This is a genomic window from Cyanobium sp. WAJ14-Wanaka (assembly GCF_024345375.1).
Lineage (GTDB): Bacteria > Cyanobacteriota > Cyanobacteriia > PCC-6307 > Cyanobiaceae > Cyanobium_A.
Genome location: NZ_JAGQAZ010000003.1, coordinates 1 through 25,558, shown reverse-complemented (window position 1 = coordinate 25,558; position 25,558 = coordinate 1). Strand labels below are relative to the sequence as shown.

General features: G+C 52.9%; 28 protein-coding genes and 1 tRNA gene. 12 read left to right on the top strand and 17 right to left on the bottom strand.

Annotation, left to right across the window (positions count from 1 at the left end):
• The first annotated feature begins 5 nt into the window (after nt 1-5).
• Genes KBY49_RS10045 through KBY49_RS10030 form a run of 4 tightly spaced genes read left to right on the top strand, consistent with a single transcriptional unit; the run spans nt 6 to nt 3,350 of the window.
• Nucleotides 6-335 (top strand): STAS domain-containing protein, encoded by a 330-nt coding sequence (locus KBY49_RS10045; RefSeq protein ID WP_254934695.1) that lies wholly within the window; start codon nt 6-8, stop codon nt 333-335.
• A gap of 1 nt (nt 336) precedes the next feature.
• A complete protein-coding gene (gene glgX, locus KBY49_RS10040) occupies nt 337-2,472 on the top strand; it encodes a glycogen debranching protein GlgX (RefSeq protein WP_254934694.1) in 2,136 nt (711 codons plus the stop codon).
• 41 nt (nt 2,473-2,513) lie between these two features.
• Nucleotides 2,514-2,837 carry an STAS domain-containing protein gene (locus KBY49_RS10035; RefSeq protein ID WP_254934693.1) on the top strand — a complete coding sequence of 108 codons (324 nt, stop codon included), beginning with the start codon at nt 2,514-2,516 and terminating at the stop codon, nt 2,835-2,837.
• Nucleotides 2,838-2,858: 21 nt separating this feature from the next.
• Entirely contained in the window at nt 2,859-3,350 is a 492-nt protein-coding gene (locus KBY49_RS10030; RefSeq protein ID WP_254934692.1) for an ATP-binding protein, read from the top strand.
• Nucleotides 3,351-3,401: 51 nt separating this feature from the next.
• Here the strand turns inward: KBY49_RS10030 and KBY49_RS10025 are convergent, their stop codons facing one another.
• From KBY49_RS10025 to KBY49_RS10005, 5 genes are all read right to left on the bottom strand, one after another.
• A complete protein-coding gene (locus tag KBY49_RS10025) occupies nt 3,402-4,772 on the bottom strand; it encodes an iron uptake porin (protein ID WP_254934691.1) in 1,371 nt (456 codons plus the stop codon).
• A gap of 148 nt (nt 4,773-4,920) precedes the next feature.
• A complete protein-coding gene (locus KBY49_RS10020; RefSeq protein WP_254934690.1) occupies nt 4,921-6,432 on the bottom strand; it encodes a TolC family protein in 1,512 nt (503 codons plus the stop codon).
• Nucleotides 6,433-6,818: 386 nt separating this feature from the next.
• On the bottom strand, nt 6,819-7,589 hold the full coding sequence (locus KBY49_RS10015) for a hypothetical protein (protein ID WP_254934689.1): 771 nt from the start codon (nt 7,587-7,589) through the stop codon (nt 6,819-6,821).
• A 19-nt stretch (nt 7,590-7,608) separates the two neighbouring features.
• The gene (locus KBY49_RS10010) at nt 7,609-8,085 is read right to left on the bottom strand and encodes a heme-binding protein (RefSeq protein ID WP_254934863.1); all 477 of its coding nucleotides are present in this window, start codon (nt 8,083-8,085) and stop codon (nt 7,609-7,611) included.
• Between the two features lie 177 nt (nt 8,086-8,262).
• Entirely contained in the window at nt 8,263-9,039 is a 777-nt protein-coding gene (locus KBY49_RS10005; RefSeq protein WP_254934688.1) for a class I SAM-dependent methyltransferase, read from the bottom strand.
• A gap of 330 nt (nt 9,040-9,369) precedes the next feature.
• Between KBY49_RS10005 and KBY49_RS10000 the strand changes: the two genes are divergently transcribed.
• Nucleotides 9,370-9,909: a heme-binding protein gene (locus KBY49_RS10000; RefSeq protein ID WP_254934687.1), complete on the top strand. Its 540-nt coding sequence runs from the start codon at nt 9,370-9,372 to the stop codon at nt 9,907-9,909.
• Nucleotides 9,910-9,968: 59 nt separating this feature from the next.
• Nucleotides 9,969-11,024, top strand: coding sequence for a polysaccharide deacetylase family protein (locus tag KBY49_RS09995; RefSeq protein WP_254934686.1), 1,056 nt, complete (start codon nt 9,969-9,971; stop codon nt 11,022-11,024).
• Between the two features lie 193 nt (nt 11,025-11,217).
• Here KBY49_RS09995 and KBY49_RS09990 read toward each other — a convergent pair whose 3' ends face one another.
• From KBY49_RS09990 to KBY49_RS09975, 4 genes are all read right to left on the bottom strand, one after another.
• Nucleotides 11,218-12,189, bottom strand: a complete 972-nt coding sequence (locus KBY49_RS09990; protein WP_254934685.1) for a WD40 repeat domain-containing protein — start codon at nt 12,187-12,189, stop codon at nt 11,218-11,220.
• Between the two features lie 16 nt (nt 12,190-12,205).
• Nucleotides 12,206-13,210 carry a WD40 repeat domain-containing protein gene (locus KBY49_RS09985; protein ID WP_254934684.1) on the bottom strand — a complete coding sequence of 335 codons (1,005 nt, stop codon included), beginning with the start codon at nt 13,208-13,210 and terminating at the stop codon, nt 12,206-12,208.
• A gap of 5 nt (nt 13,211-13,215) precedes the next feature.
• Nucleotides 13,216-14,394, bottom strand: coding sequence for a hydrolase (locus KBY49_RS09980; RefSeq protein ID WP_254934683.1), 1,179 nt, complete (start codon nt 14,392-14,394; stop codon nt 13,216-13,218).
• Nucleotides 14,395-14,902: 508 nt separating this feature from the next.
• The gene (locus KBY49_RS09975; protein ID WP_254934682.1) at nt 14,903-15,163 is read right to left on the bottom strand and encodes a hypothetical protein; all 261 of its coding nucleotides are present in this window, start codon (nt 15,161-15,163) and stop codon (nt 14,903-14,905) included.
• 347 nt (nt 15,164-15,510) lie between these two features.
• Between KBY49_RS09975 and KBY49_RS09970 the strand changes: the two genes are divergently transcribed.
• The gene (locus KBY49_RS09970) at nt 15,511-16,371 is read left to right on the top strand and encodes a transporter substrate-binding domain-containing protein (protein ID WP_254934681.1); all 861 of its coding nucleotides are present in this window, start codon (nt 15,511-15,513) and stop codon (nt 16,369-16,371) included.
• Between the two features lie 42 nt (nt 16,372-16,413).
• On the opposite strand, the gene KBY49_RS09965 is transcribed toward KBY49_RS09970, so the two are convergent.
• The 5 genes from KBY49_RS09965 to minD form a co-directional block, all read right to left on the bottom strand.
• A complete protein-coding gene (locus KBY49_RS09965; RefSeq protein WP_254934680.1) occupies nt 16,414-16,737 on the bottom strand; it encodes a hypothetical protein in 324 nt (107 codons plus the stop codon).
• A 211-nt stretch (nt 16,738-16,948) separates the two neighbouring features.
• Nucleotides 16,949-17,020, bottom strand: a tRNA-Thr gene (locus KBY49_RS09960).
• Nucleotides 17,021-17,044: 24 nt separating this feature from the next.
• Nucleotides 17,045-17,254, bottom strand: coding sequence for a response regulator transcription factor (locus KBY49_RS09955; RefSeq protein WP_254934679.1), 210 nt, complete (start codon nt 17,252-17,254; stop codon nt 17,045-17,047).
• A 37-nt stretch (nt 17,255-17,291) separates the two neighbouring features.
• On the bottom strand, nt 17,292-17,609 hold the full coding sequence (gene minE, locus KBY49_RS09950) for a cell division topological specificity factor MinE (protein ID WP_254934678.1): 318 nt from the start codon (nt 17,607-17,609) through the stop codon (nt 17,292-17,294).
• Between the two features lie 4 nt (nt 17,610-17,613).
• Entirely contained in the window at nt 17,614-18,432 is an 819-nt protein-coding gene (minD, locus tag KBY49_RS09945; RefSeq protein ID WP_254934677.1) for a septum site-determining protein MinD, read from the bottom strand.
• Between the two features lie 129 nt (nt 18,433-18,561).
• On the opposite strand from minD, the gene KBY49_RS09940 reads away from it, so the two are divergent.
• From KBY49_RS09940 to KBY49_RS09930, 3 genes are all read left to right on the top strand, one after another.
• Nucleotides 18,562-19,563, top strand: a complete 1,002-nt coding sequence (locus KBY49_RS09940) for a phospholipase D-like domain-containing protein (RefSeq protein ID WP_254934676.1) — start codon at nt 18,562-18,564, stop codon at nt 19,561-19,563.
• Nucleotides 19,556-20,113 (top strand): chromate transporter, encoded by a 558-nt coding sequence (locus KBY49_RS09935; protein ID WP_254934675.1) that lies wholly within the window; start codon nt 19,556-19,558, stop codon nt 20,111-20,113. Before KBY49_RS09940 ends, KBY49_RS09935 begins: the two co-directional genes overlap by 8 nt.
• Nucleotides 20,114-20,175: 62 nt before the next feature.
• Nucleotides 20,176-20,712 carry a chromate transporter gene (locus tag KBY49_RS09930; RefSeq protein ID WP_254934674.1) on the top strand — a complete coding sequence of 179 codons (537 nt, stop codon included), beginning with the start codon at nt 20,176-20,178 and terminating at the stop codon, nt 20,710-20,712.
• 15 nt (nt 20,713-20,727) lie between these two features.
• Here the strand turns inward: KBY49_RS09930 and minC are convergent, their stop codons facing one another.
• Genes minC through ctpZ form a run of 3 tightly spaced genes read right to left on the bottom strand, consistent with a single transcriptional unit; the run spans nt 20,728 to nt 23,956 of the window.
• Nucleotides 20,728-21,465, bottom strand: a complete 738-nt coding sequence (gene minC, locus KBY49_RS09925; protein WP_254934673.1) for a septum site-determining protein MinC — start codon at nt 21,463-21,465, stop codon at nt 20,728-20,730.
• The gene (locus KBY49_RS09920; RefSeq protein WP_254934862.1) at nt 21,465-22,706 is read right to left on the bottom strand and encodes an HD domain-containing protein; all 1,242 of its coding nucleotides are present in this window, start codon (nt 22,704-22,706) and stop codon (nt 21,465-21,467) included. Before KBY49_RS09920 ends, minC begins: the two co-directional genes overlap by 1 nt.
• Complete coding sequence (gene ctpZ / locus KBY49_RS09915) at nt 22,703-23,956, bottom strand: carboxyl-terminal processing protease CtpZ (RefSeq protein WP_396099879.1); 1,254 nt, start codon at nt 23,954-23,956, stop codon at nt 22,703-22,705. Before ctpZ ends, KBY49_RS09920 begins: the two co-directional genes overlap by 4 nt.
• A 59-nt stretch (nt 23,957-24,015) precedes the next feature.
• Here ctpZ and petB point away from each other — a divergent pair, with 59 nt between their 5' ends.
• Together petB and petD are read left to right on the top strand one after the other, a co-directional pair.
• Complete coding sequence (gene petB / locus KBY49_RS09910) at nt 24,016-24,705, top strand: cytochrome b6 (protein ID WP_254934672.1); 690 nt, start codon at nt 24,016-24,018, stop codon at nt 24,703-24,705.
• Between the two features lie 95 nt (nt 24,706-24,800).
• Complete coding sequence (gene petD, locus KBY49_RS09905) at nt 24,801-25,283, top strand: cytochrome b6-f complex subunit IV (RefSeq protein ID WP_254934671.1); 483 nt, start codon at nt 24,801-24,803, stop codon at nt 25,281-25,283.
• The last annotated feature ends 275 nt before the right edge of the window (nt 25,284-25,558 follow it).

Genomic DNA, 25,558 nt, shown 5'->3' with positions numbered 1-25,558 from the left:
GCACCATGAATCTCACTTCTAGTACGGTGAATGGTTGGTTTGCCATCCATGTTGATGGGCAGGTGGATTCCAAAACCGTAACAAGCCTGCGTGACTTCATTGATGAGCAGATCACCGAACAACAGCCCGTTGTCTTAGACCTAACCAAGGTGCCTTTCATGTCGAGTGCTGGCTTGCGTACCCTCCTGACCCTGCATCGCCGCACCCAACAACTCTCCACCGATCTTGCCCTAGTGGGTTTGGTGGAGGGCATTGCCGAAACCATGCGTGTCACTGGTTTCTACGACTATTTTGTGATCTACCCAGATCTTGCCGCACTTCCCGGGCGCTCCTGACATGCAGCTTGAAAGGATCGACAGTTTGCCCACCGATGAGATCTCTGGTCTCAGAGTGCGCCCTGGCAAGCCCCTGCCGTTCGGTGTTTCCCATGCACCCAATGGTCTTAATTTCTCGATTTACACCTCAGCTGGCACCGCCTGCACCCTGGTGCTGTTTCGTCGCGGAGAGGAACAACCCTTTGCCGAGCTTCCTTTCCCTGCCCATTACCGGATTGGTGATGTGTTTTGCATGGTGGTGTTCGACCTCGATTACGAAGGAATCGAATACGGTTTTCGTATCGATGGTCCCCAGGATCCAGTAGCTGGCCATCGCTTCGATGCCAGTAAGGTCTTAATGGATCCCTATGCTCGAGCCATTTCTGGACGGGATCAGTGGGGAGAGGCACCAAATTGGCAGGCCCTTTATCCCTATCGAGCTTGCGTCAGCCTGGATGATTTTGATTGGGAGGCCGAGCGGCCCCTGGAAATACCCAGCCAAGATCTGGTTGTCTATGAGGCCCATGTGCGCGCCTATACCCAATCCGACAGTTCTGGAGTGAAGCATCCCGGCACCTATGCCGGCCTTGTAGAGAAGATTCCCTACCTCAAGGATCTTGGTGTCAATGCGATCGAGCTAATGCCGATCTATGAGTTTGATGAATTTGAAAATTCTCGGCTCCATCCCGATACCGGGGAGCTGCTCTATAACTTCTGGGGCTATAGCACCGTTGGTTTCTTTGCCCCAAAGGCCAATTTTGCCGCCACTGGCCGCTTTGGCATGCAGGTGGATGAATTTAAGCAGCTGGTCAAGAGTTTTCACCGTGCTGGAATTGAGGTAATTCTTGATGTGGTTTTCAACCACACCGCTGAAGGTAATGAGCATGGTCCTACCCTTTCCTTCAAGGGGCTAGATAATAAGACCTATTACATGCTCACGCCCGAGGGCTATTACTTCAACTTCAGCGGAACTGGCAATACCCTTAATTGCAACAATCCAATTGTTCGCAACCTGGTGCTTGATTGTCTGCGTTATTGGGCAGCCGAATACCACATCGATGGCTTCCGTTTTGATCTTGCCACGATTCTTGGCCGTGATCCCTGGGGAGCTCCCCTGCCCAATCCACCGTTGCTGGAATCCCTGGCCTTTGATCCAATCCTTTCTTCTTGCAAATTGATTGCTGAGGCCTGGGATGCAGGTGGTCTTTATCAGGTTGGTACCTTCCCTGCCTTCGGCCGTTGGGGAGAGTGGAACGGCAAGTACCGAGACTGCCTAAGGCGTTATCTCAAGGGCGATGGGGCTCAAGTTGGCCAACTCGCCCAAAGGGTGCAGGGATCTCCCGATCTATATCAACCAAGCGGTCGTTCGCCGGCTACGTCAGTCAATTTCATCACCTGTCACGACGGCTTCACCCTTGCCGATCTTGTCTCCTACAACGACAAGCACAATGAGGCCAACGGTGAGGGAAACCGCGATGGCGGCGATGACAACTACAGCTGGAATTGTGGTGCAGAAGGTTGGACTGATAACCCCGGCATCCAGGCCCTAAGGCTGCGGCAATCGATGAATGCGATGGTGATGCTGCTCACCAGTCGTGGAACGCCGATGTTGTTGATGGGTGACGAATTTGGCCGCTCCCAGCATGGCAATAATAATGCCTATTGCCTCGATTCGGCTATATCCTGGGTTGATTGGACGCTATTGCAGGAAAATGCACAACTGCATGACTTTGTGCGGGGCCTAATCCACTTCCGCCATGCCCATCCGGCCCTGCGTGTTAATCGGTTCGATGCACCACCATCTAATCTTTTCCCCGATTGCAGCTTCCACGGCGTCAATGCTTGGCAGCCAGATTGGTCTGCTGATTCACGCCAACTGGCTTGGATGTTTTCCACCAACAGCGATTCCCAGCCAGCTGGCGGTGACACTGTCGATGTGGGCACTGTTGATGTGGATACGGTCTATGTGGCCAGTAATATGGCCCATTACGCCAGTTGGTTTAGCTTCCCAGATTTGCCGGCTGGTTTCCGTTGGCACCTCTGCTTCAACACCGGTAACGGAGACCAACCCTTTGATCTCTCCCAGCCAGCCCAGGGAGATGGGGGCATCCTTTTGGGCGATCGATCCGTGTTGGTGTTGACGGCCAAGCCCGTCTGATCCGATCCAGCCCATTTTTTTCCTTTTTAACACTTTCAGCCATGCCGTTAACCATTGAATCGATCAGCAAGGACGACTATCACCTGATCAGCCTGACTGGTGATGTCGACACCAAAACAGCCCCTTCCTTAATGGAGGCCCTAACCGGTCTTGAGTTGGCTGGGCTCTCAGAATTGCGTATCGAGATGGCTTCAGTTGGTTTCCTCAGTAGTGCCGGTCTGAGGGTCCTGGTTTTTGCTAAACAGAAAATGCCCCATGCGTCGCGTTTGATCCTGGTGGGTACTAGCGACGAAATTGCTGACGTGATTAACAAGACGGGGCTATCCCAGGCCATGAGCCTGGTGCCTAGCCACGAAGAGGCCTAGGCCTAACACGCATCCCCAGCAATGGCTCCCGAGCATCCCCTAGAACCCATCGCCAATTGTGATGGTCCCGCATCAATGGAGAGCTGGGATCGGTTCATCTCGTTCGTTGAGTCCCAAGCGGATCAACAGTTGGGGGAGGGCTCTGCTAATTACAGGCTCAGGCTTGCCTTTGAGGAGCTGCTGTCAAACATTATTCGCTATTCCGGCGAGCTTGATGCTGGGCCTTCTGCTGATTCAGCAGCAGATCAGGCTCATGTTTGGATTCGGTCCTTCCGTTCCCCTGGTTCCCAGCCTCAGTTTGTCCTCGAGATTGAGGATAACGGTCCCTATTTCGATCCAGGTATCGACCAACCCCGCCAGATCGAAAGCCATCTCCCCATAGATGAACGTCAGATTGGTGGACTGGGGTTGTTCCTTGTACAGCAATCTGTAGACCATGTAGATTACGCCTGGATTGCCAATCGCAATCGTTATCACCTTTTTGTGAATCTTCCTACACCATCTGATCCCTAGTTAAATATTTGGTGGCTTGTTCGCAACTATGGTATTTACTATTGAGCCATCCTAGAAGCGAAATTGGGTTTGGATAACACCCCCCCAGTTAGAGCTTTCAGCTGTTTGGGCAGCGTTGGTGCCCATAAAGAGGGCGGCTGTGGTGGAGATGTTGTCGCTGAGGCGTTGGCGGTAGAAGAGTTCAAAGAGCCAGGCTTTTTTGCCTTCACCAGTGGCATTCGGAGGTTGACCAATCCCAAATCCTGCTGCATTGCCTGATGCGAATACGTCATTCCACTGGACGCCAAGTACCCACGACTGAGAGTCGGGTGGAGAGCCATCATTACTGTCTATTTGTGTGTAGCCGTACCCAAGGCTGATGGAGGGCGTCCAATTCGATTTGAGGGGCTGCCAGTAGCCACTGATGCCGAGGTTGTTGGCATACTCGCCATAGCCCAGGGTAGCTCCGGCTGTACCATTGCCATCGGCTACCCGCGTGCCATCGGTGCCCCTGCGATAGCCCACAGCAAGGCCCCAGTTTTCCGATCGCAATCCAACTTGAAGATTGCCATTGAGGGCACTTTGTTGATTGAACAGGCCGTAGTCAGAGTCGGTGGCGTTATCGCCGGCAATGAAGCTGGCAGATGCTGTCCAATAGGGTCTCCCTTGTGTGACATGCTGCTTCCAGGAGGCAGCAATCCCAGGGCCTATGGTTTTGTTGTATAGACCGGCGGCGCCAGCTAAATTAAATAAATCTAGGATCTGCGAATCATAGACAGTGGGCTTGAAATCGTACGCATCACTGATCTGGATTTTGGCGGCGATGGTGAGCTTCCACTGCTCGCCGAGAGGAAATCTATAATAGATACGATCAGCCCGAAGGCCGGTATCATTGTTGCTTGCCTTCACTAATTTGAAGATGTTGCTGTTGCTAGAGCCGAAGGGAAACTTGTTGAAATTGTCGCTTCTTAGCCTTATCCTCAGAAGATCCTGGCCTGTGTAGCTGCTGTCGAGGAAAAGGCGAAGGTCGTAATTAAAGGTGGTGGCGTTGTTGGAGGTCCCATTGGTTTGGTGGTAGTTAGGGGCACCGCCTATTACCATGTTGGCTTCACCTGTGAGCGTGGTTGATCCGCTAAAGTTTTGGTATTCGAGGCTTAATAGCCTATTGGCAAGCGCCTGGGTTCGCACATCAAATTGCGTGTCTTGAGTGCTCTGCTTAAGGAGGATTTTCTGTGAATTTGCAATAAACAGATGAGTTTTCTTCAGGCCGAGATAGGTTACATCGCCTGAGTTCAAGTGGCTGATCCTGGGGCTATTTTGTGGGAGATTCTTGCCGCAGTTGTCTGCTGGATGTTCTCCAGTTTGGCCTGAGTTGTCTAGATCAGATGCAAAAGCAATCCCTTTGAGTTGCAAGGCCAGCAAACTGCAGGCGAGAATAGGCAACTGAGGTTTAAGGATTATTGGGATTGAGATCTTCAATCTTGCGCGCAATTCCCCGCTTAGGGTGAGCCTACCGGATAGGGGCGGCGTACGCCATGATGAGTGCAGTTGGGGTGGATGTCGGCTGGGAAACCTCCACTTGAATGGCATCTCAGGGACTGATGAGGTTCATCTTGGCTTTATCCAAAGAGTCCTGTACAGAAGGAGGCAGGCTCGATGAATAGCGAAAGAGCGAGGCAACCGCGATGTTAAAGCCGCGCACAGAAGCTTTGAAGCTTTTAGCTGCCGAAAGGAAATTACGAATGGTCTGGTTAAATGTTGTTGCATTCACTGACGTACCATTGTAATTACGGGAAGTGAGAAGCACTGCTTGCTTGGCGGTACGTAATTGTTGAAGTGCCGTGTCAATCACCATGCGAGTTGTGATGTAATTGGCATAGCTGTCCTGCACCTGCTGGGTTACCAGATAGCGGGTATCGGCTGCTTGATAATCAGCAGCCTGGGCGCGCTGGCTTAGGGATGTAGCTTGGGATGCCACAACACCACCATCTACGATTAACCAGTTAAATTTCAGACCCACGCTGTTGGAGAACGTCTGGTTGTTGCTACTACCGGAGCTGCTCTCAGAACCACTTGAGGTTTGAGATTGATTGTTGGTGGTGAGTTGGCTCTGACCCATCAATGCCATGGAGGGTAAGTAGCTTTGAGCGAGAGCCTTGGAAGACCATGAAAGGCTGCTGGAATTAGCGAGGTTGTTCTGAATTTCTTCCCTGGTTAGCAATGCGTTACTGATTGTGCTTTGAAGAGAGGGAGTCCATGGGTCAACTGGCTTGAGTGGATCGGATGGGAGGCGCAATTCACCGGGGGCCAGGCTGAGCACCCGCGCCAGAGAATTGGCTGCGATAAGCTCTTGTTGGAAAATCTGGATTACTTCAATGAGCTGCTGCAGTAATTGTGTTTTCAGCTGACTAATCTCCCCTGATGTATCGATAACCTCAGGTCGCATGCGCTCAGCACGTGTTAGTTGATCTTTGGTGAGCTGATAAATTTCACCGTAAAGATTGCGGAGCTCACTTGCCTCTTGCAGTGCATAATATGATTGCTGAATATCAAGGACTAGATTCCGGGTGCTGATGTCAAATAGCAATTGTTTAGAGCGGTATTCTAAGAGTTGTGATTTTAACCGGGGAGTGCGGGTGGGGTCGAGAAAGCTCCACTGCATGGTTAAGCGCGGGCTGGAATATAGCTGCTGCAGTGTTTGATGGGTGGTGGCAGAATTCGACCCAGATTGATTGTTGGTTTGTGTGCCGATTGCTAAATCCCAGGGTGCATTATTCGGCTGTGTAAAAAATAACGATGGATACCACTCGCGCCGAATTGCTGTGGTGCTCGATTGGGAGGCGGCTATCTCGGCGTAGTTCTGGGATAAAATAGGATTATTTGTTAGGCCAAGGCGAAGGGCTTCCTGCAGCGAAATTTTTTGTTTTCCATCTAGATCGCTGCAAACACTTCGCCAGCGCTTCTCCAATGCTTGGAGCTGATCGCTGATCGGGACCATCGGGATAGAGCGCGATGGCTGCGTAAAACTGCTTTGCCCTTGGGCTGAAAGGGGTGGAATGGCTAGCACTGCAGGCAGCACGAGCAGTGGGAACAGGGCTTTCACGTTGATTGGTTGACTTGGATGGATCACAGCGTTAAGTCATCGCATGCGCCTGCAGCTGCGATGATCTCCAATCAAACGCGCCGCATGACCCACCATGTTTAGGATTCGGTAGATACCATAGAACATTTTATCGGGATTTCCACTGTTCGGTAGTCGATCAGTCAAGGTCAAGCACAAAATCCCGGTTGAGGAAGGAGAATGCCCCTCCCAGAAAATTGGTGGTTTAAGGATAGGTCTGCCCACATCACTGAAAGGCTAACGAATAATTAATCTGGAGTTTCTGAAATCCAATTTAGCCTGAGTTGTCTCTATCAATTAACATCTAAGGCGAGAAATCAATTCTCGCTATGTTAAGTAACTGATGGTTGTGCTGATATCATAGCAAGCTATGCTTTCTGGACCTTGGGTAAAGGGGTGCGAAGCAGTGTTTCTAGCCGTTTGACTTGATCATTTTCATGAAGGAAGTGCGAGTGTGCCGGGGCTGGACCTATGGAAGTAAGGTACTGCATAAAAGATGAGCTTTGGTTGATTCCCCATTTTGGAGCATCCACAACAAAAGCATTTTTCTCCTGATCAGTGGGATGCATGCCTGGGGTAAAGTTTCCCACGCGTCTGCCTACGCTCAGAAAATAGCCGCTGATATCTGCGGCTGGGTTGCGCTGCTCTCCTGGCTTGGCTGCCCAGATAAAGTAAAGCTCAAGATTCTTATTCGTGTTGTTGTAGAAACCATGCAAGTAATAATGGGGGCCATAATAGAGGCTATTATCCTTGCTGTTTATGGTCTGCGCTTTGGCTCCGGGGAAGGATGAAGAATTGGGGATTTCTTTGATTGTTGAATAAGCCTTGTTGGGATCGCAGAAGATAGTAATTCCGCCTTTAGGAAAATAGAACCATTCATCAGTGAGTGTGTGAATGTGAGGAATGGGGCCCGCTCCAGGTGGGATAATTGCTTTGGAAACGGTAAAGCGCCCGTTAGTATCTTTCCCAGTCCTCAAAAAGGTAAAGTGCTCACCTGCTGGGCCTAATATTTTTGGCGGATCGGAAAGTTGCTGAAACGCTGGAAGTTTGTAATGAAGTGTCTCGGCATGGGCCTCGCTCGGCATCCATGTCAGAGCGGCAACCAAGACGCTAACGCAAACGGCGAAAATCCAATTCATGGTTTAGCAATTGCTAGCATCATTCTCGCACAGCATTTGCGGCATCACGGCCTTTAAAAGCACATTCTTGATCAATATGTCCATCGGGAGCACCGGAAACACCAATACTTCCAATTAAGAGTGTGTTGGCAAAAAGACCGACTCCACCGATGTTGAAAGTGATCCCCTTAATGGGTATTGGCGGAAGTGCCCAGTCTCCAATTCCCTGACGGTGTTGCTTTTCAAAAACCTCAATTATATCGGCTGTCGAATACGTTTTTAAGATGGGACCAAGTGTAATTGTTGTGTAGGCTTTGTTAAAGCTGTGTTCAACTGTGTGCGGTGTTGCACGATCCCCGCGGAGTACGGCGACAATGGAACCCTCTTGATTGACGACTGTGGCGGTAACGCCGTACCCCTTTTGTCTACAGGTTTCGACGGCGACATCCACGGCGCGTAAGGCCGCGCGTGCTGACAGGCTGGCTGGAATGGGCGCCGCTGCCTGGAGAGGGCTCATGCTTAATCCCACAAAGCTGCCCAACCCTAGAAGTATGGCTGCTAAGCTCGATCGGACCATGCCGTGTCTCATGCGGGTTCAAATCTCATGAATTAATTCTCGCCGAAAACAATGGATTTTGCAACTTTTATTCGAAAATGACCCGCAAGGTTTTTATTAGGCAGAAGGTTGTCTGCACTATGGCTTTTTGGTGATGCGTAAGGTGAGAGGCCAGGTGATTGTTTTCTCTTGGCTTGCCTCTCCCCAGGCTGTGTCAAGCTCCTCACGAATACTTTCCAGGGGATCCTGATATTGAGCCTGTTGCAAATAGCCACTGGCCGACCAGCTGCGAAGGTAGCCTTTCAGGTGAGCCAGTGTCCAATTCTCTTGAATGGCGAGAGGTGTTGCTCTCAATTCGGCTAGATTAAGCTCCTTAAATGGTAGCTGTATCGAGCGATAGCAGTCGTCCACAAGGGCCCGTTGTGGTGGCCAGTATTGACCGACGATATTGCGATAATAGTGTTGAATTATTTGGTTGATGGAGTTTTTTTGGCTCATTAGCAGGCTGTATGTCCATATTGCCAGGATGCCACCAGGCTTTAAAACCCGTTCACATTCCTGAAAAAAAGCATCTAACGGAAACCAGTGAAGGGCTTGGGCCACTGTGATAGCATCCACGCTACGACTGGCTAGACCACTGGCTTCTGCAGGAGCCACACGATAGGCAACCTTCCAATGTGGTTCACTCTGTTCGAGTTGGGCGGCACTGGCATCAGTTGCGGTCACCCTTTCAAAGAACCCAGCGAGTGCAACGGCCGCCTGACCACTCCCGGTCGCGCAATCCCAAGCATGCTGGTGTTCCGAGGTTGCCTCGGTGATCAGTTCAAAAAGTCGCTGAGGGTATTTGGGGCGAAATTCGCCATAGTATTGAGCTACATTTTTGAAGTGATCTGTCACTATCTCATTAGCAATCAATCTCTTAAGACTAGCCTGCCATCAGCTTTCTGCCGATCTGCCCGATTGCCTGATTATTGGGGCATTGATGGACCTCCCCTTGCGCACTTGTCGAGTGTGATTTCTGCGACGTTCCATTTTCATGGCGGTGACCATGTTTGATCTTTGCAAGGTGGGAAGACCTTTGGCTATGAAATCCCTTTGGTGCTGGGTTCTGCTCGCCGCCGAGATGCAAATGTCATCAGGCCCTGACCAATCTGGTGTCAATGTGTGAAGCGTGTGTGCCAGAGATTTTTTTTCGTTAAATTTTAACTGAGTCAGTTTTTTTGTAGAATCATGAGCCGCTTTCCTTTGGCTTTTCATCGCATTGCGATGGGTGGAGTTTTTGGAGTCTTGATGGCTTCAGCAGCATCTGTATCCCCTGCTCCTGCGGCTGACCTTCCGGCTCAGAAATACATTCCATCGGCTATTGCGGTTAAATTTGCTGAGGCGGCTATTCAGGCATGCCGAGCTGAAGGCTACGGTGTCACTGCCGTTGTGGTGAATACCGAAGGTAATGTGATCGTTCAAATTCGGGGCGATGGAGCGCGCGTTCAGACTGTGGAGACTGCTCGCAATAAAGCTTACTCAGCCGTGACATTAGCTGCTAATCATAACCTTGATCTCACATCAGGTATTCTTGCATCGATGCAGGCCAAGGGCGCTGTTGGTGTTGGGGCTTGGCCCATGCCACCCGCTCCAAGTACCAATATTACCCTTTTTGCTGGTGGCGTAAATCTGAGATCCAATGGCGAAATTGTCGGTGCTCTTGGTGTTTCAGGCACTCCCAATGGAAAGCTTGATGAAGGTTGCGCATTGAAGGCTCGTGATGCCATGAGCGGCCAACTTTAGGCTCTTTGTTGGTTCTTAGATTTTAACAACCAGGTTTCTTGCCCTTTTAAATTGTTGATTTGATTGGGCTCTACCTTTTTTTAATCACTCCTCACCATTCTTTCAAAATGCAACGTCGCGATTTGCTGAGAGCTGGTTTGGCAGCTGGTTTAGCTGTTGGTGTCACTGGACAACAGGCCAACGCGCAGGCACCAGTTTCTCAGAAGGCCAAGCCGTCCTTCATCGGTGGTAAGGGTTCTTTTTGGCCAGATGGCATACGTATGCCTATATCCTTATCAGTGATGTTTGAATCTGGCAGCCAGCCGCGTTTCAATCCTCCAACACCCTTTAATAATTTTGTTCCTCCAGAGGGTATTTATGATATGCCCACAATTTCTTGGTATCGCTATGGCGTAACGGAAGGAATTCCTAGAGCTCTTGACATGTTTGATCGTCTTGGTCTCAAGATGACCTCACACATGTCTGGTTTATCCGTTGAGCTGTATCCAGCTACTGCAAAGGAGATCGTCCAGAGAGGCCATGAAGCCGCTGCCCATGGCTGGGATTGGTCAACTGGATCAACAATGAATGATGAGCAGGAAAGGGCATTTATTCAGAAGAATGTTGATATCATTCAAAAGGTTACTGGACAAAGGGCTGTTGGTTATAATGCACCTGGGTTAAGAGGCTCTAAGAATATTCTTCAAAACCTTCATTCTTTAGGCTTTAAATACCATATTGATGACGTCAGTCGTGACGAGCCGTTTATTGTTGATATAGACGCTAGGCGAGAGATAGCAGTCGTCCCTTATGCTGTTTATCTTAACGACATCAGAGCTTATGAGGCCCGAAGCTTTGCCGATGCTGATTTTCTCGATGTGATGAAGCGTTCCTTTGATCGTCTTTATAAAGAGTCTTCAGCCCAGCGACGTATGTTAGCGATTACAATGCACGATCGGCTGTTGCGCCCTGAGCATGTAGAGACAATCGAAGAACTCCTTCTCTATACGCTTAAAAAGCCAGGGGTAAGTTACATGAAGAAGGTCGACATTGCTGATTATATTTTTAAAGCGCCAAATGCAATCCGTGAGCCTATAGGTGTTGTATATCCCACGATCCCAGGCCTGTATACTTGATTGCGTGATACTATTTACCCCTTTGGGGTAGAATGTGTTTCTCGGTTCACTCCCTTTGGTGGCTAGCTGCTGCTCTAGTTTTCTTTTTTATGATTGACAAATTCAAGTATGAATTAGCCGCCACAAGCATTTAATCTTCTTTTGCCAGTTCTGTATTAAGCTTCTATCGATATTGACCTAATTTTCTTACCTGCTAAATTTCAAACTCTGTTATCGTACCGTCTTGAATCGCTACAAGTAGCTTCTTGCCGTCTGGGGAGAAGCTGCAACTCAGAATATGTTTCTGTGTAAGTTTTATTTTCGCTAGTTCTTTTCCCTCTAGTGACCATAGGCGAACAGTACCGTCGTCCCCAACTGAAGCAAGAACTCCCGCTTTATTGAGTGCTATTCCATTGATCCAGCCAGTTTGGCTGGCTTTGATTATTGTTTTCAGAATTGGTGCATTGCGTGAATCCTGTAGTTCCCAAACTTTAATTGTTCCGTCGAATCCAGTTGTTATGACAAGCTGCTCATTTGGGCTAAATATGACATCATTTAAGCGTCCTTGATTAGTTTCAAATATTTGTAGTACTTCACCTGACGTCGACATGAGAGTGACGGTGCTGATATCTTGCGTTGACGCAACGATTTTTCTACCATTCGCTATCGCAAGGTGACGTGAAACTCCAGGTTGTGCAATGCGCTTTTTGAGTTGGCCTCCATTGCTCCAGAACCGTATCCATCCATCATCCGAGGTTGTGACCAAGCCCTCTCTTTCAGGAAGAAGCTCTACATCGGTCACTCCCGATAAATGCGGTTGATAGATCTTCGGTTCTGCCCCTTTGATTGACCAACGTGTTGCTTGCCCGTTGTAGGCCGCCGTTAGGATGGTGCTTTTATCAGGCTCTAGTCGTCCGTTAAACAGCATTGCTGGAGGATCTTGATTGAATTGTTTAATTTGTAGGCCAGGCTTAGCCCATACTTTGGCAGTGCCATCGGAGGCTGTTGTAATGAATACTTCGCTGGTTGGAGAGTATTGAACTTGAATCAGGGACTCTCCCTTGAGGCTATGGGCTTGAAAACTTTGCCTTTGTGTCAGAGTGGAATTTTGCTGGGCTAGGCAAACATCGCTGCTGGTTGCTATGGATAGGACCAGCAACATAAACCTCTTTGGAAATTTGTTCATTATTTTTTTATGGTGTTTAGGGATTAGGCGTTATTCCTAGTAGCCACAGTTCTCCCTGACTTCCAACAACGGCGGCAAATTTTCCTGATGCTGAGCAGTCAACCTTTGTTAGTCGCGAACTGTCACTGAGTTTCAGTACAGCCAATTCCTTTCCCTTTTCTGACCACTCTTTGATCACGCCATCATCTCCGACGGTAAGCAATGGTCCATTTTTATTTTTGCAAAATATTCCTCCATTAGCCCATCCTTTGCTTGAGGCCTTGACTCGTGACAGCTGACTTCCATCTTTGCTCCATATGGTAACCGTGCCATCAATGCCAGCAGCAGCTATCTTTTCTCCATCACCACTTATTGATAGTTGGTTTATCCGTCCGTGCGGCGTTTGAACGGTCTTGACCATTTTTGGCCTGGCATAGTTTCCTAGCGCTACTAGGTGTAGCGTGCCACTATCAGAGGCTCCTGCAATCAGGTTGTTTTGCCCAGAAACTGCTAGTTGCCGCGCAGTACCTGGGTAAATATCACTCCAGATCGGCGAACCATTTCCATTTCGCATGACAATTTGTCCATCATCAGAGCTGCTTACAAAACTGCCATCGTTCCCAACGAACCTGGCATCTGCAACTGCGGCTTTATGAATGGCTAGTGTTTTCACTAGGATTCCGTATTTGTTCCATATACTTATTGTTCCGTTGTAGCTTGTGGTTATAAACTTGCTCCCTAATTTGTTGAAATGGGCGTTGAACATCGGTGGGCGTTCCCCTTCCATGATTGCTCCTGGTTTCCCCTCTAGTGACCATAGTTGGGCGACGCCACCACCACTTGCTGTGAGAAGTTGTTCGCCATTTGGCGAAAATTCCACATTTTGAAGCAGTACTGGTGCCGCTTTCCATTCCCTGATCAGCGTGATTTTCGCCTGCGCAGCTTTGGGAAGGCCTGCAAGTAGGAAGCAGGAGCCCAACAGGAAGGCGATTTGTTGAGTATCATTTCTCGGGTTCTCTCGCTTGTTTTTGCCGATATTCATCTTTCTCAGTTTGCAATTCTTTCAAACAGTACAACTTGGTCAACTCCCTGTTGGCCGGCCCAGATTTTATTTTCGATTCCATTCATTTGTAGAGTCTGTATATTTTGTTTGTTGCCAGGAAATATCGTAAATGATTCGGTAATTGGATTAAACTGTAGGATTGAATTTGTTCCAAAATCGGAGCTCCAGACTTTTCCCTTATTGTCCACAAATGTTGAGTAGCCTCTTGGGCCTAGGCCTGGTAGTTTGTAGGTACTCCATTTGTTTGTACCCGGTGAATACTTCCTCAGTACACCATCCCCCCAGGTCGTTACCCACAAATTTCCATGGCTATCTGACCAAATTCGACGCGAACCATTAGCTTTCGAGTCAGGGATTGGAACCACTTTGGCTATCCCGCTTTGTAGATCAATCTTTGCAATGTGGTTGCCAGCTAAATTAGTATACCAGACCTCTCCGTTGGGTGTAGTCGTAATACCGTAGGGCCCAAATCCTCCTGGTGATTTATATATTTTATTTTCACCTGTTTTGGGGTCGAGCCTTCCATGATACCCGTTTTGGGCCGTGAACCATAGGATTCCATCCTTGTCAAAAGTTGGTGTGTTTAGATTCCCATAGCCCATTGATTCAGGGAATTTTGGTAGCTTGTATGTCTTGATTTCATGAGTATTTCTATCAAATCTACGAATTGCATTTGACTCGTCACAAATCCAAAGCCCTCCATCCGGTCCAAGAACAATACCGTGAGGATGGGACCCCTCGCCTAGAGGATAGAGGGTTACGGTTTTGCTTACTGGATTTAGATGGCCAACAGTTCCTGACCACTGCCCGTTGAACCATACAGAACCATCTGGATCAGGTGCTACATCTCGTGTTCCGATTCCTGCGGGAGTCGTAAATATGCTGACTTTGTAATTATCAGCATCGTTACCAATAGCTGCTGTTGAATTAAGTTGGATGCTTGGGTATGTCTTCCCCTGAACAGGTGTTGCCCAAGCCTGTCCCGCATTTCCAAGGCATGTGAGGGCTCCAACGCCAATAGAGATCATGTATTTTTTCCAGGTGAATTTTTTGCCTCCTTTCAAACCTCCTTCACTTTTTATTTGTGCGTTTGCTTTCTTGTCCATTTTGTATTTGAGGTTTGTTTTGTTTCGATTGATTGTGTTGGCGTTAGTTGCACCCAATTGCGCTTAACCTGTACGAAAATCCCTTGGATTTTGGATAGAGATGAAAGTTTTCTAGAATTTTTACGTTAAAGGCGACCAGTGTTTTTCCGTCGTTGTTCACCTTAAGCGGGCCCCAGGTAATTGGCCTCGTTGTATCTGGCGTAAAGATTGGCGCTCCACTTTCATAGATTGAATCGTCGTTATAGCGAGAGACGAGCTGCGTTGGATAGCTTGCGCTATCAGTTGTCAGTGGTGTTAGCGTTATTGTGATTGACTTTATTGGGCTTCCTACAAGGAAAAATGTATTTCCATGGGATTTCTCTCCTAGTGTTGGCGCTATGGTTTCTTGAATTTTGTAGCCAGTTCCTTGGGAGACCTGAGGTTTTAAGGGTGAGCAGTTGGCTGCGGCCATGCTAGGTGCCACCACTCCGATCAGCGTTGTGGCTAAAATATTGCTTATGACTTGATTTGTAACTTTCCATTTTAAGTTGATTCCCATAAATCTGTATTTATGTTACGCATTATTCTACGCCTCGATCTTTTGCTCTGCACTATGTGTTACTTTTCTTATTGTTTGCCAGGCGTTTGCTGCTGTCTGCTGTCCTATTCTAATCGCTTTCCCCTGCGAACCTTTTAATAGTTCTATGGTTTCGCCATTTTGCTGAACCCTTATTGTTTTCCATTGTTTATGCATTAAGTCATCTTTTTTCCTCGGCTGGGGCAAAGACTCTTTCAACCACCAATACTCATTGATGCCGTGCTCTTGGGCCAGGGTGCAGAGGACCACATTTGCTACGTTATCGAGCAGTATTGGGCACTGATTGGTACTTGTATCGAGTTGTTATTGGTGAAGACGGATCACCCCTCTCAACCGATGGGGGCACCCGAATTGGTGATCCCGCCATGCTCCAGGCTCCCTTTACTCAGAGACTGGGGTCAGCACGAGTTTGATCTGTTACTGCTAACGGCTTGGCTTTTACAAACTTACATGTCCTGGCACTTTGGTGCCCAGGCCATGGTAATCTCCGATAGCCCCAGAATCTGATCACTGCAATATTCATAATCAGTGACGCCTGTTCGCTTCAGATGTGAACTGTGTTAGCTTAATCTATGTGCCTTAATTTAGTCCTCGCCATGTCGCTTCCCCTACCACCGGCTATTGAACATCCTGCTCTCAAGCATCCGGCTGGATCAGACTCGTTGGTGTTCACTTCTCCATTTCCCGCTTCCTGCCAATCCCTCATCACAATAACAGCAGGACCTATAGCGAAACGTCAACTGGCTCCAACAGGAAAACTGCGGGTAGTGATCAATTCTGGAAATTATGTTTTAACAAATAAATCCAAGGGCAAGATTTCAGGAATTTCACTCCAAATCACCAACCTGCTTGCCAAGCAACTTGGAGCATCCATTCAAAGCTACCTTGTTCCGTCTGCAGGTCTTGCCTACCAGATCGTCGCCAGCGGAAGGGCCGATATTGGTTTCTTCGGCATTGCCCCACAAAGAGCAGACGGTTCAAAACAAGCGGGCGCCGAGGATGGCGTTAGCTTTAGTAACCCATATATTTCAATTCTGGGATCGTATGTGGTTAAGAAGAACTCTCCCATTACCAAAAATTCACAGGTAGATCAGCCAGGGAATGTGATCGTTGTGGGCAAAAATAGCGTTTACAATCTCTGGCTTGATCGGCATATCCGATACGCCTCGATCGTTCAGGCTCCCACCTCCCCGCTGGTGTCGCCCTACCTTCTCAGGCACGAATATATGATTGGGGCAGGCATCCGAAACCAATTGGAGAGTGATGCTTCAAAATACAAAAATTTACGCGTTTTGGATGGGCACTTCATGATAATTAAGCAAGCCATTGCTACCCCTAATAAGCATAGACAGTCAATCCCCTATCTCAATCAATTCATTTCTGATCTTCACCGTAGTGGCTGCTTGTCCGGACTGGCAAAAAGCAACAATATTACCGGGTATTCCATACCCTATTGAATTAGGGATGCCCTGCGAACCCATTCCTTAGAGTGATTGCATCTAAGCATGCTCTGCGACTGAGCCGATGGATTCTTTGTTAATTTGAGTCTCTACCTGTGCTGCCATTTTGATGGTGGGGTTGACCCGGTTTTGTGAGAGTTCTGTTTGGTGCGCAGTGTGCTCGGGTCCGCTACTGCGATCTATCCAGATTGCTGCCTGGTTAGCCTGAGTTTCTTGATTGTCCTTAGCTTGCTGGCCATCGCCCAATGGCATGGAAGAGAAATCATGCCCTCCTAACCACCCCAGCCCTTCGGTGCAGTTCGGCGGCTTGCTGTTTGGCATCGCAGCACGGGTGAATGTCGGTTGCTTCATCGGACGTGACATGATGCCCCTTACTCCTTAAGGGGCAATGGGAGGGATAGTTTTGCAGCAGCTCCTTGTCCCCGATCTGTCGATTGTTTTAGGAGGCTGATAACGCAGGAAGGCCCCCACCCCCGCCTTAATCAACCCCTTAATCAACCTGCCCCGCTCTCGACCCGAGCCTCCAACACCCCAAACCCCTGCAGCAGCTTCCTGCAATCGATCTGGGTAAAAAAGCCGGCTAACGGATTTGAACCGATGGCCTTCGCTTTACAAAAGCGCTGCTCTACCACTGAGCTAAGCCGGCCTGGACTGATGTCCAAGGCCAATCTTACCTTTCCCCTAGGGCCCACAAAAGCAGTTGGGTGCGGCTGTTGCAGCTGGTTTTGGCCAGCAGTTGGGAGATGTGGCTTTCTACCGTGCGCGGACTCACCACCAGCAGGGCCGCAATCCCCTTATTGCTGTAGCCCCGGCGCAGCTCCGCCAGAACCCTTTGCTCAGCTGGCGTGAACGGGGTATGGGCAACAGGCGTAAAGGCCATAAATGGGTGGCATTGGCACCCCCAGGGTTCCCACTCACTAGGGGCTGATCTCAGCCCCACTGATTGGCTGCTCCGCCTCTGGAGCAGTGGCAATCACCTTGGCCCTGCGGATTGGCAGGTTGGCCACCAGGGCCGTCACCCGGTCCTCGGTTTCCAGGGTCACATCGCCCTCCTCCAGGTCGATTTCCACGTAGCGGCTCACCACCTCCAGGATCTCGCGCCGCATCTGTTGCAGCAGCTCCGGATTGAGGTCGCTGCGGTCGTGGGCTAGCACCAGTTGCAGCCGCTGTTTGGCGGTGTTAGCGCTGGCCGGCTGACGGCCCAGCAGCTTGTTGATTGCGTCGCGCAGGGTCATCGGCTCAGAAGATCTTGGTTTGCATCAGGCGGCCGAGCTTTGCCCTCAGGCCCTGGCGCTCCTTACTTGGATCCAGGAGGGGCACTTCCTCGCCCAACAGCCTTCTGGCCACATTGGCGTAGGCCCGGGCGGCGGGGGAATTGCCGCTGTTGAGGGTGAGCGGTTCGCCCCGGTTGGTGCTCACAATCACCTGCTCGTCCTCCAGCACCAATCCCAAAAGGGGTAGGGCCAGGATGTCGGTGACATCGCTCACCGTCAGCATTTCTTGGTTTGCCATCATCTTTGGTCGCACCCGGTTCAGCACCAGCTGAATCGGTTTCACCCCCTCGGTGTTGAGCAGGCCGATCACCCGGTCGGCATCGCGCACCGCCGACACCTCAGGGGTGGTCACGATGATCGCCTCCTTGGCTGCCGCCACGGCGTTCTTGAATCCGTCTTCGATGCCCGCCGGGCAATCAATCAATACGTAATCAAAATGCTCGCCCAGCAATTTGGCGATCTTTTGCATGTCCTCGGGCTTGAGCCACTCGAGCATCCGCGGGTTGCCCGCCGGCAGCAGGGCCAGGTTTGGCTCCTGTTTGTGCTTCACCAGCGCCTGCTCCAGCCGGCAGCTGCCAGAAAGCACCTCCTGGGCCGTATAGACGATGCGATTTTCTAAGCCAAGCAGCAAATCCAGGTTCCTGAGGCCAAAATCGGCGTCTAGAACCGCTGTTTTGGCGCCTTGCTTGGCGAGCGCAATGCCCAGGTTGGCGGTCAGCGTGGTTTTGCCCACGCCCCCCTTGCCGGAACAGATCAGGATGAAGCGGGCAGTCGCGGCGGACACGGCACAGGCTGTACTGGGCAAAGATTAAGGCCAAAACCGCTTGGAACAGTGTTCCTGTTGGCATTGCCGCAATTGCCAATGGGGCTAAAAAGGGTAGTTAACCGGGCTCAAAGCCCACCTGGAGCAGGTATGGCTGAACCCCTTTTGAACCAGCATCAGTCTCTTTTGGTGATGCCCGATGACGGCGCCCAATCGGTGGTTGACCTGATCGACCAGGCCCAGCAGGAGTTGCGGCTCAAGCAGTTCAAGCTGCAATCCGAGCAAATTGAGCAGGCCCTGCTGCGGGCCCACCAGCGCGGCGTGACCGTGCGGGTGATGCTCAATCCCCACACCTCCGGCGGCGATCGCTGGAACGACGAGGCCTTTGCCCTGCTGCAGGGCTGGGGCATCCAGGTCAGCTGGACCAGCGAAGCCTTCCCCGTAACCCACGAAAAATCGTTGGTGGTAGACCGCAGCTGTGCCCTGGTGGCCACATTCAACCTCTCCGATAAATATTTCACCCTTACCCGTGATTACGGCGTTGTCTCCCATTCACCAGCCGTGGTGGAGCAGGTGATCGCTGGCTTCGAGGCCGATTGGGATCGCCAGTTTTTCCATCCTGATCTCAACGTGGGTCTGGTGTGGAGCAGCGTCCATAGCCGGGGTCAAATGGCCCGGGTTATTGATATGGCCAACAAAAGCCTCTGGATCCAGCATCCCAAATTTGTGGATGCGGTGATTCTGGAGCGCATTATTTCAGCCAGGGAAAGGGGGGTGAAGGTGCGCCTGCTCTGTGGTGGCAAGCACGGCATCTCCGATTGGGATATCTACGACACCTTCTCCGCCTACCGAATAATGGAGCGTTTTGGGGTGAAAATTAAGCGCATGAAGCACCTCAAGCACCATGCCAAATTAATTTTGGTGGATGGTATTTATGCCCAAACAGGTTCGATGAACATTGATCGCAGTGCCTTTGATGTGCGCCGGGAGCTGGGCATTGAATCCGATGCCCCCGAAGTGGTGCAACGGCTGCGGGAAATCTTTGAGGCCGATTGGGATCAGTCCAAGAAATACCAGGCGCCCGATCCCCTGGATCCCACTCTCCATGAGGAGGGCGAGCTGACGCCAGATCCCCATTTTGTGCATGAGTGATGAATTGGTAAAAGCCCCCAGCCTCAGGGAGATTTTTTGGGGCATGCTGCAGGTGGCACTTTCCGCCTTTGGTGGCGGTCTTTCGGCCTGGAGCCAGCGCATTGTTGTGGAACAAAAGCGTTGGATGAATGATGAACAGTTTTTGGCCGGCCTTACCGTGGCTCGCCTTTTCCCGGGGCCCAACCAGATCAATATGGCCGTCTACATAGGTGCCAGTTTTAGGGGGCTATCGGGCGCCATGGCCGCCCTGGCCGGCATGTTGCTGGTGCCCTTCAGTTTTTTGATGTTGCTGGGTCTGGCCTATTTCTATCTGCATGAGCTGGCCTCTTTTACGGCCGTGCTCGCCGGAGTGGTGGCAGCGGCAGCCGGGATGGCCCTGTCAATGGGTTTCAAAATTGCCGGCCACTATCTGCGCGACAAGGTCGCCATGGTGCTTGCGGTAGGCGTTTTTGTGGCCATGTACTTTTTCCATCTTCGCCTGATTCCAGTGGTGTTAATTTCTGGCACCTTGGCGATGCTCTGGTATTGGCCCAGGGAGCATAAAAGCTGATGCAAATAATGTTTGCTGCGGCAGTTTGCGAGCCCAGGCATCTCACTGATCTCGGCAATTTAGTGTCGGTGATCTGGGATTTTCTCAGCCTTTCCCTGTTTTCCCTGGGAGGTGGCAACACGCTCCTCACCGAATACCACTACCTCAGTGTTGATAATTACTGCTGGATCACTTCCGAGCAGTTTGCCGATATTTATGCCCTCGCTGAAGCTGCCCCCGGTCCGAGTTCGATGATCGTTGGCTTGCTTGGCATGGGCGCAGCCTGGCGGGAGGGCCCCGGCTGGGGCGTGCTCAGTGGCGTTGTTGCAGAAATCTCAATCCTGCTGCCATCCACCCTGTTGATGGTTGTGGCATCCCTGGGCTGGGGGCGCTTTAAGGATTCCCCCTGGCGGATCGCCTTTGAACGGGCCATGGGTCCCATAACCCTGGGCATCCTGTTTGCAGTTGGCTTCAAAATCCTCCACATCTCCGACCATTCAGCCCTTGCCTATGGGGTATCAATCCTGGTCTGCTTTTTGATGGTGCGTACAAAAATTTCACCCCTCTGGTTCATGGCAATTGCCGGCCTAATGGGGGGTCTCGGCTGGATCCAGCGCTAGGGCTCTGCTATCACGCTAGGGCTCTGCCATTTCCAGCGGCCAGCTAGGTGGGGCTGGATCAATGCGGATCACCCCATCGACCAGCCGTGCCTCCTCGGCCAGGCCATCGGGGGGCAGGCCATCCGGGCCCCGGGCCACCGCATCCGCAATTCGCAGCTGCAACGGCCGCAGCTGTAGGGCCACGATCCTTGCCTTTTGGTCGCCCTGGCAGCCCGCATGGGCCACGCCCCGCAGGCGTCCCCACACCCGCACATCGCCGCCGGCACTCACCCGCGCCCCCGGGTTCACATCGCCCAGCAGCAGTAGGGAGCCCCCCACCTGGAGGTGATCCCCCGCCCGCAGGGTGCCCTGGTGCAGGGTCAATTGCTTTTCGGCGCCGTCCACGGGTTCCTGGGTGATGGCGGCGGGCCAGGCGTTAAGGCCCAGGCTGGCTGCAGCCACCAGGGTGAGGGGATTGCTGCTGCTGAGGCCGGTAAGTCGCCGTTGATGGTTGTTGAGGCCATCCACCAGGGCGCGCAGCTCCCGCACGGTTAGGGACCAATCGCCGGCGTGAATCTCCAGCCCTTGCGCCAAGTGGGCTTCCCCCGCCGGGGCCAGCAGGCTGGCTTGATTTAGGGCCGCTTCAGCCAGCTCCACCACACTTTTTTCAGCCTTCAGCGCCTGCTCCCTTGGCACCGCTGGCAGCAGCAGCTGCTCCGGGCGCCCTGGCCCTGCAGCTGGAATCAGCTTGGCGGCGATGGGCCCTCGATCCATCAATCCCTTAGCAATCGCCGCAACCTAGGTGCCACCTCCGCCGGATGGATCAACCAGGCCATCTGCACGTTTTCAGAGAGGCTTCGCACCAGGGCGGAGCGTTGCTCCAGGGCGGCCAGGTTTTGGCCATCCCAGAGCCTTAGGCCCCCCTTGTAGGGGTGGTAGCCCCGGCTTTCCCGCTGCTGTAGGCCGCAACTGCGCTCGGCTGAAATTCCCGCTTCTTCGGCCAATTGACCCGCCTCCGCCAGCAACTCCAGCCTCCTCTCCTGGCTCTGGTTGCTCACATCGGTGGCCTTAAGTAAGCGCCTCTCCAGCAGGCGGCGGCAGGGCTCCGCCAGTTCCTCCGGACCCTCCTCCATCCAGCGCTGCAGGTGGTAGCCGGTGCGTAGATCGTCGTTGGCAAGGAAGTCTTCTAGGTCGAGCTGCTCGGCCTGCCAGAGCCAGCGAGCCATCACCCCATCAGCCCACACCTGGCCGGGCCCCAGGCGGCGGGCCGTGGCGATCGCCTGGTTGAGCAGCCAGTTACACACCACATTCAGGCGGTGGTTGTAGACGCTGCGATACATCAAATTCCTGACCACCAGGTAGTGCTCTACGGCCATCAAGCCCTTCGGGTGCACGGCCAAGTTGCCGTCTGGGGCCAGGGTGAAGGCCGCCAGGATGCGCTCCAGATCCAGCTGGCCAAAGCTGGTGCCCGTGGTGTAGCTGTCGCGCAGCAGGTAGTCGAGGCGGTCGCAGTCGAGCTGGCTGCTCACCAGGGCCTTGATCGCACTGCAGCCGTAGTTGCCATGCTCCAGCAGGTCTGCCACCGCGTTGGCGGTGCCGCTGCCATAGGCCTCGAGCCGATCGCGCAGGGCTGGATGTTCCCGCACCAGCCTTCCAGACCAGCCCTCATGGCGCATCCCATACATCTCCTCTCCGGAGTGGCTAAGGGGGCCGTGGCCCACATCGTGCAGGAGGGCAGCCGCCAGCAGCACGCCCCGGTGCCCTTCCAATGCCGGATGTAGAGCCACCAGGTTGTTCAGGGCCAGTCGGGCCAGGTGCAGCACCCCCAGAGAATGGGTGAAGCGGCTGGCTTCGGCGCCGTGGAAGGTCAGAAATGCCGTGCCCAGTTGGCGAATGCGCCGCAGCCTTTGGAAGGGCGCCGAGTCGATCAGGTCGATGGCCAGGGCCTCCGCCGGATCACTGCGATCGAGCCGGATCGCCCCGTGCAGGGGATCGTGGTAGGTGCGCTGGCTCATCGCTTTTCTGGCAGCGATGCGATCAGCCATTCGCCGGCCTGCTCCAGCCAGGTGTCGCCTTCGCCGCCGGGGTTGAGGGGCTCTGCCTGGCTGAGCGGTAGGTCGGGCACGATCCCCTGGTTTTGGATGTCGCGGCCGCTGGGGGTCAGGTAGCGGGCCACCGTTACCGCCAGGCCGCTGCGATCTCCCAGGTTGATCAGGGTTTGGATCAGACCCTTACCAAAGGTGCGGCTGCCCATCAGGGCGCTGCGGCCATCGTCTTGGAGGGCGCCGGCCAGGATTTCACTGGCGCTGGCTGTGCCCCCATTCACCAGGGTGACCATCGGCCCTTCGTAGAGCTGACCCGTCTGGGCGACCTGGGTGGCGCTAATCCCTCCCCTGTCCTGGGTTTCCACGATGGCTTGGCCATCGAGGAAGGAATTGGCAATGTCGACCCCCGCACTCACCAGCCCCCCGGAGTTGTTGCGCAGATCAAGGATCAGCCCCTCGATGCCCTGGCCCTTCAAGCTTTCAAGGGCCTCGGCGGTCTGGCTGGGCACCAGCTCGGCGAATTGGGTGATGCGTAGGTAGCCCAGGCTGTGGCCATCTCGCTTAAGAACCCTGCTGCGCACCGGCTGGAGGTTCACCTCCTCTCTTATGAGCTCCACTTCCCTTTCCTTCCCCTGGGGCGAGCGCAGCACCAGCAGCACCGAGCTGCCGGCGGGTCCGCGCAGGGCCCCAGCCGTTTTCTCCAGCCCCAGCTCCTCCACAACCTCCCCGTTTACCCGCAGCACTTCACTGCCGCTTTGGATCTCGGCGGCCGCAGCGGGCGAGCCATCGAGGGGGGCGATCACCACGATCTGTTGGTCGCCGGGCCGCAGCCCCAGTTGCAGGCCCACGCCACTGACCGTTCCCTGGGTGTTAGAGCGCAGGGTGGCGTACTCCCCAGGCCGGAGCAAGCGGGTGTAGGGGTCCCCCAGGGGGGCGAGCATCGCTTCAATCGCTTCGTAGGCCTGGTTGGCCGTGGTGATCTGCTTTTCCAGGGCTTTTTGACGCAGCTGCTTCCAATTCACCTGCTCGAAGCGGTCTGGATCCACGTAGCTCTGGTTTACGAGCCGCCAGGCCTCCACCACCAACTGCTGTTCGTCGTTGAGGGCTGTTGCAGGTGAGGCCCAAACCACTAGGGCAAGTACTGCCGCCAGGGCGGGGGCCAGCAGCTGGGCCAGGCCCCGTGTTGCAAACAGTTGAGCGGTTGGCAGACGAAGGCGCACTGCGCTCACGTGGGCTCCTTGATGATTAGTAGACTTTGGCAACCAAACCCCCCCGCTGCATGGCGAATTCCTCACCTGCCGCAAATTCATCGGCAGGCCAGTCGTCTCCTGTTTACGACTGGTTCAATGAACGTCTGGAGATCGGCGCGATCGCAGACGATATTTCCGCCAAATACGTGCCCCCGCACGTCAACATCTTCTATTGCCTTGGTGGCATCACCCTGGTCTGCTTCCTGATCCAGTTCGCCACTGGGTTTGCGATGACCTTCTATTACAAGCCCACCGTGGCTGAGGCCTACACCTCAGTGCAGTACCTCATGACCGACGTCAGCTTTGGCTGGCTGATCCGCTCGGTGCACCGCTGGAGTGCCTCGATGATGGTGCTGATGCTGATCCTGCACGTTTTCCGCGTGTACCTCACCGGTGGCTTCAAGCGCCCCCGGGAGCTCACCTGGATCACCGGCGTGACCATGGCCGTGATCACGGTCTCCTTCGGCGTTACCGGCTACTCCCTCCCCTGGGATCAGGTCGGCTACTGGGCCGTGAAGATCGTTAGCGGCGTGCCCGCAGCTGTGCCCGTAGTCGGCAACTTCATGGTTGAGCTGCTCCGTGGTGGTGAAAGCGTTGGCCAGTCCACCTTGACCCGCTTCTACAGCCTGCACACCTTCGTGATGCCCTGGCTCCTGGCGGTGTTCATGCTCATGCACTTCCTGATGATCCGTAAGCAGGGCATTTCCGGTCCCTTGTGATCTCTGACCACCCCTGATCAGGATTCGCGCCTACCCTTAGCTTCAGACCAGCTCCATCCCTTAAACCCTGAGTTCCCCGCTTTCGGCCTGCTGCCATGCACATCCTTAAAAAGCCCGACCTCACCGACCCCGCCCTGCGCGCCAAGTTGGCCAAGGGCATGGGTCACAACTATTACGGTGAGCCCGCCTGGCCCAACGACCTCCTCTACATGTTCCCGGTGGTGATCCTCGGGACCATCGGTTGCCTAGTTGGCTTGGCCGTGCTTGATCCAGCCATGCTTGGTGACAAGGCAGATCCCTTCGCCACACCCCTAGAGATCCTCCCTGAGTGGTACCTCTACCCGGTGTTCCAGATCCTGCGCGTAGTTCCCAACAAGCTTTTGGGAATTGCCCTGCAGACCATGGTTCCCCTGGGCCTGATGTTGATTCCCTTCATTGAGAGCTTCAACAAGTTCCAAAACCCCTTCCGCCGCCCCGTGGCGATGGCTGCCTTCCTCTTTGGCACCTTCTTCACCATCTACCTCGGCATCGGTGCTGCCATGCCCATCGACAAGTCCCTGACCCTGGGTCTGTTCTGAGTTGGGTCCTCTTCTGAGTTAGGGCCTTTTCTGATTCACTGCATCCCCTTACTGACCCCTCAAGCTGGGGTCGGTGAGGGGATTTTTTTATGCAGAGATCTTGTGCCCCTGGGCCCCTGCACCAGCAGGTATGGCACCACAGCCCTGCCTGCTTGCTTAAGGGGAGGTTGTGGTGTTATGATTTTGGACTGGTCGGAAACCGGTAAAACGGATTTTCGACTGGGGCAGACAGTTGAGGAGGCGCGAGCCGCCGATGCTGTAGGTTTTCTGAGTCG

Excerpts from the sequence above, each read along its gene's own strand:
- KBY49_RS09920 (WP_254934862.1), bottom strand. The coding sequence starts at position 22,706 with ATGAGCCAGCGCACCTACCACGATCCCCTGCACGGGGCGATCCGGCTC.
- KBY49_RS09970 (WP_254934681.1), top strand. The coding sequence starts at position 15,511 with ATGTCGCTTCCCCTACCACCGGCTATTGAACATCCTGCTCTCAAGCAT.
- KBY49_RS09940 (WP_254934676.1), top strand. The coding sequence starts at position 18,562 with ATGGCTGAACCCCTTTTGAACCAGCATCAGTCTCTTTTGGTGATGCCC.
- KBY49_RS09955 (WP_254934679.1), bottom strand. The coding sequence starts at position 17,254 with ATGGCCTTTACGCCTGTTGCCCATACCCCGTTCACGCCAGCTGAGCAA.
- KBY49_RS09965 (WP_254934680.1), bottom strand. The coding sequence starts at position 16,737 with ATGTCACGTCCGATGAAGCAACCGACATTCACCCGTGCTGCGATGCCA.
- KBY49_RS10045 (WP_254934695.1), top strand. The coding sequence starts at position 6 with ATGAATCTCACTTCTAGTACGGTGAATGGTTGGTTTGCCATCCATGTT.
- KBY49_RS09935 (WP_254934675.1), top strand. The coding sequence starts at position 19,556 with ATGAGTGATGAATTGGTAAAAGCCCCCAGCCTCAGGGAGATTTTTTGG.
- KBY49_RS10030 (WP_254934692.1), top strand. The coding sequence starts at position 2,859 with ATGGCTCCCGAGCATCCCCTAGAACCCATCGCCAATTGTGATGGTCCC.
- minE (WP_254934678.1), bottom strand. The coding sequence starts at position 17,609 with ATGACCCTGCGCGACGCAATCAACAAGCTGCTGGGCCGTCAGCCGGCC.
- petD (WP_254934671.1), top strand. The coding sequence starts at position 24,801 with ATGCACATCCTTAAAAAGCCCGACCTCACCGACCCCGCCCTGCGCGCC.
- petB (WP_254934672.1), top strand. The coding sequence starts at position 24,016 with ATGGCGAATTCCTCACCTGCCGCAAATTCATCGGCAGGCCAGTCGTCT.
- KBY49_RS09985 (WP_254934684.1), bottom strand. The coding sequence starts at position 13,210 with ATGAATATCGGCAAAAACAAGCGAGAGAACCCGAGAAATGATACTCAA.
- glgX (WP_254934694.1), top strand. The coding sequence starts at position 337 with ATGCAGCTTGAAAGGATCGACAGTTTGCCCACCGATGAGATCTCTGGT.
- KBY49_RS10015 (WP_254934689.1), bottom strand. The coding sequence starts at position 7,589 with ATGAATTGGATTTTCGCCGTTTGCGTTAGCGTCTTGGTTGCCGCTCTG.
- KBY49_RS10035 (WP_254934693.1), top strand. The coding sequence starts at position 2,514 with ATGCCGTTAACCATTGAATCGATCAGCAAGGACGACTATCACCTGATC.
- minC (WP_254934673.1), bottom strand. The coding sequence starts at position 21,465 with ATGGATCGAGGGCCCATCGCCGCCAAGCTGATTCCAGCTGCAGGGCCA.
- KBY49_RS09990 (WP_254934685.1), bottom strand. The coding sequence starts at position 12,189 with ATGAACAAATTTCCAAAGAGGTTTATGTTGCTGGTCCTATCCATAGCA.
- KBY49_RS10010 (WP_254934863.1), bottom strand. The coding sequence starts at position 8,085 with ATGAGCCCTCTCCAGGCAGCGGCGCCCATTCCAGCCAGCCTGTCAGCA.